The 3,769-nt window shown below is 40.5% G+C and carries 5 protein-coding genes; all 5 read left to right on the top strand.

Features of this window, described 5'->3' with window-relative positions:
* Nucleotides 1-94: 94 nt before the first annotated feature.
* Nucleotides 95-832, top strand: coding sequence for a hypothetical protein (locus PQQ36_RS22270; RefSeq protein WP_273662721.1), 738 nt, complete (start codon nucleotides 95-97; stop codon nucleotides 830-832).
* Between the two features lie 148 nt (nucleotides 833-980).
* Nucleotides 981-1,514, top strand: coding sequence for a shikimate kinase (locus tag PQQ36_RS22275; protein ID WP_002043369.1), 534 nt, complete (start codon nucleotides 981-983; stop codon nucleotides 1,512-1,514).
* 517 nt (nucleotides 1,515-2,031) lie between these two features.
* On the top strand, nucleotides 2,032-2,619 hold the full coding sequence (locus tag PQQ36_RS22290) for a hypothetical protein (protein ID WP_443098528.1): 588 nt from the start codon (nucleotides 2,032-2,034) through the stop codon (nucleotides 2,617-2,619).
* Between the two features lie 148 nt (nucleotides 2,620-2,767).
* On the top strand, nucleotides 2,768-3,238 hold the full coding sequence (locus PQQ36_RS22295; protein ID WP_273662724.1) for a hypothetical protein: 471 nt from the start codon (nucleotides 2,768-2,770) through the stop codon (nucleotides 3,236-3,238).
* A gap of 67 nt (nucleotides 3,239-3,305) precedes the next feature.
* Nucleotides 3,306-3,578: a hypothetical protein gene (locus PQQ36_RS22300; protein ID WP_273662725.1), complete on the top strand. Its 273-nt coding sequence runs from the start codon at nucleotides 3,306-3,308 to the stop codon at nucleotides 3,576-3,578.
* Nucleotides 3,579-3,769 lie beyond the last annotated feature (191 nt).

The raw sequence follows: 3,769 nt of genomic DNA on the forward strand, positions 1-3,769 counted from the left end.
CCATGCGTTGCGTGTAGTGTTTAAGGTGGTATGCGTCGGCATCGGTATTGCGTTGCTCACACCTTAACAGGGCGTTAAATTTCATAGGTGAGTTTTGAAGACTGAAATTAGAGATTACTTTAACAGTTATATTGATTCGATCGATGGTGGAGGCGGCAGTGGTGCTGGGTTTGAATTACCAGCATTTGAGTTAATGCCTCGTGATTTTGTGAGTTTTGCTGAAAATGATTTAAGCGAAGAAATGACTGCTTATCAATTAGTCAATGCTACGTCTAATTTGAAGCGTGCAATGGACTGTAACCTCGATTATTTATTAAGTGTGTTAAATTTAGATGCTCTTTATCGAGCTAAAAGGTTAGGCGTTGATAGAAAGCTAGGCTTTTTTAAACATGCAGGTGTTTTTAATGGTCGTTCATTAGAAAAACTAAATAAGTTTCGTAACAGATTGGAGCATCATTACGAAATTCCAGATGTTAAAGATGTTGATGTATATTTTGATTTGATAGCTGCCTTTGTGACTATTGGAGAGAGTTTTATATCACAGATTAGGAGTATGTCAGACGTTGAGTTATGCGTCGTCATTGATGATTTCAAAGACATATCTATAAAATCAGAGATCACTTTGGAACAACCAGCAATCTTACTTCAACTGGAACAGCAGTCAGGTGAGCCGCTGGTTTTTGAAATTGACTTGCAAGCATCAAATAAACCAAATGTTGAAAATATTTTAGAGTTTGCTTACCTGTTGAAATTGCATACGCTTCTTATTCATTTGTTTCACGGCTCCGTGACTAAGAAAAGATTTTTAGATGAGTTGGAAGCTGAAATTTAACAAAGCGTTTAAGACGGATTCCCAACGCTCGGCATTTTTGGTTTGCTTCGGCTTTAGTGTTTACTGCACAATACTTTAAGTGAAGTGGTCTGCGTTGCTCACCACTTAACGCGGCGTTATGTGCTAGGGAAAGAAATCAGGTTTGGTGATGAAAAGGATTAATGTAATAGGTACAAGTGGTAGTGGTAAAAGTACTTTCAGTCGCCAACTTGCTAGCAAGCTTAAATACCCATATTTGGAAATGGATGCGATATTTTGGAAGCCAAATTGGCAAGAGTCTACAGATGAAGAGTTCTTCGCAAATCTAACTGAGAGTCTAAGTGGCGAACATTGGGTGCTTGATGGTAACTATAACCGGACAGCCGAAATCAAATGGGCTAGGGCTGACACCATCATTTGGGTGGACTATTCCTTTTCTAGAACGTTATTTCAAGCAGTGAAACGAGCGTTAACTCGTATTGTGACTAAACAGGAATTGTGGGGTAAAGCAGGCAATGTTGAGTCATTCAAAAAGTCGTTTCTTAGCAAAGATTCGATTATTCTCTGGACATTGAAAACGTATAAAACAAATCGTATTCGTTATACAGAGTTACTTAATGACCCGAGGTATAGCCACATAAAGTTCGTTAGAGTAACTAGCCCGAAAAAGGCCATGGTGTTCATCGATGAGCTGCGCACATAACAAGGCGTTCAAGTGGGATTCATGCCGCGTGGCATTTTTGGTATGCGGTGAGTTTTAGTGGTGAAAGTGGTCTGCGGAAGGTTGGTTTAGGCGGCATTCACCCCTTAACGCAGCGTTATGCTTAATCACTTAAAATCAGTGGTTTATGGTTTTTCTTTGTTCCGTTGGCTGATTGGTTCTGTGCTTGTCGGCAAGTGGGTTTCAGTGGGTGCTGTTTTCTGGACATCCATTCTTGGGTGCTACAAATTCTGAGAACTGCCTCAATCAATTTTCGGGCAAGTGCGAGGTTAGGGCGGCTGGATTAATCAGAAAGTTGATCTTAGTTTTTGCTCTTGGATAACCGAAATTCGAAGTATGTTTTTCAAATCTATGAGTCATTTCAGTTTTCTAGGTTTTGGCTTTTGTTTGTGAGCCTAAGCTAAGTTAACCTTGGTTATGGTAAAACGTAACCCATTGGAGCTTAAGCATAACAAGGCGTTCAAGTGGGATTCGTGCCGCGTGGCATTTTTGGTATGCGGTGAGTTTCGGTGGTGAAAGTGGCCTGCGGAAACTTGGTTTAGGCGGCACTCACCCCTTAACGCAGCGTTATACGTTTCCGGAGGATTTGACATTGGAACAACTAGTTCAGAAATTAGCTTCAATTGATGAGCTGGAAACTTGGAAGCAGCGTTCCCAAGGTTACAGTTCCCAAGAGAAGAAAGCTGCGTTCGAGCGTGCTCAATCGTTGTGGATTGCCAGAAAAGTATCAGAGAATACTCTCTATCTTCATCCCGAAGTGATCTCAGATCTTCAAAAGCAAAACTGGCTTCCAAATGATCTACAAAAGCGCATGATATGGGCAAGTGTGTTGGCTTCTGGTGAGGGTAGCGATAGTAGACAACGTTTTAAGTCTATCAAAGCTAGCTTACTTAAGAAGTATGGTAGAGATTGGTGGGAAGATGTCTATAAACGTCAAAAACCTGCATTTGCAGCTAAAGAACGTATTCGTAATCAAACTGCTTCAAACGGTGCTGCTGTTAATATGCTTATGGCAAAAACTCACTTATTCGGTGATATTGCCAGAGACCAAATACACAATGCATTGAGTATGGTTCCTAAGTGGTAAAAAACGTATAACAAAGCGTTTAAGACGGATTCCCAACGCTTGGCATTTTTGGTTTGCTTCGGCTTTAGTGTTTACGGAACAATACTTTAAGTGCAGTGGTCTGCGTTGCTCACCACTTAACGCGGCGTTAGGTTTTAAAGGAAGTTCAGTGTTTAATATAATAAAGAAAATAGTCACAAATTTCTTAGCGCTTCATGCTGTAGCTCGCTATCTAATCTTAAGTGTACTAAGTGCGATATTTGGTGCAGGTTATGTGGGGATCATTAGTGAGTTCGCATCCTATTACTTTGCATGGCAAAGTGGTTTTCGTATTCCAGCTGAGGGCATCCCATATCTCGCAATGACGATCTCCACGATCAGTTTCTTTCTATTCATAGTATTTGCAGCCGTCTTCGCGCTAGTTTATTTAATGGGGCTATTCTTTACTTACTATGCAGTTATTTTTTCGGTGCTATTACGGCAGTTAGGAACTGATGTAAAAGGTGGCTTTTTAAGTTATCACACAAAAGTAAGAGAGCTTCCTATTTGGGCGATCTCTCTAATCGGCACTGGGTTAGGTTTCTGTTTATGGGGGGGCTTTTTCTATTGCAGAGCTGTATCAGGGTTCCTTCTCTTTTGATATTTGGCGATTATTAAGATCAGTTTTCCTAGGCGTGTTGCTGCTAGTCCTAATATGGAACAAACGAATGTTAGTTTGGTTTGCTCTCTTAATGTCCTTGCTAACTGTTGTCACGGTGCCTTATGCGTTGTTCAATACAAGTAATTATGCACATATTTTGCAAGATTTACGTTATGGTGGTGGTATCGATGTACTCCTTACTTTGAAATCAAGTGATGAGTTACACGAATATGAGCTGTTGATGCGCACCTCAAAAGCACTAATTTTGAGAGATGCTGAAAGTCGAGTAGTTGAAGTGCCAATGGACAACATAGTAAAAATAAACTACGGACGAAAATAAACCTAACAAGCAATTCAAGCTGATTCGCAACGCTCGGCACTTTCGGTTTCAGTTGGTTTAGTGATTAAGGTGAAGTGTTCGGGTAAGGTGACAGCGTTGCTCACAACTTAATTGGGCGTTATGCTTAATCTCGTAAAATCAGTGATTTAGTGTTTTTCTTTGTTCCCTCGGCTTGTTAGTTTCGAGTTCGT

It is taken from the genome of Vibrio sp. CCUG 15886 (genome assembly GCF_028570825.1).
In the GTDB taxonomy this organism is placed as follows: domain Bacteria; phylum Pseudomonadota; class Gammaproteobacteria; order Enterobacterales; family Vibrionaceae; genus Vibrio; species Vibrio vulnificus_B.

What these genes read in the sequence shown, in the direction of transcription:
- PQQ36_RS22300 (WP_273662725.1), top strand. Translation starts at nt 3,306, where the DNA reads ATGTTAGTTTGGTTTGCTCTCTTAATGTCCTTGCTAACTGTTGTCACG.
- PQQ36_RS22275 (WP_002043369.1), top strand. Translation starts at nt 981, where the DNA reads ATGAAAAGGATTAATGTAATAGGTACAAGTGGTAGTGGTAAAAGTACT.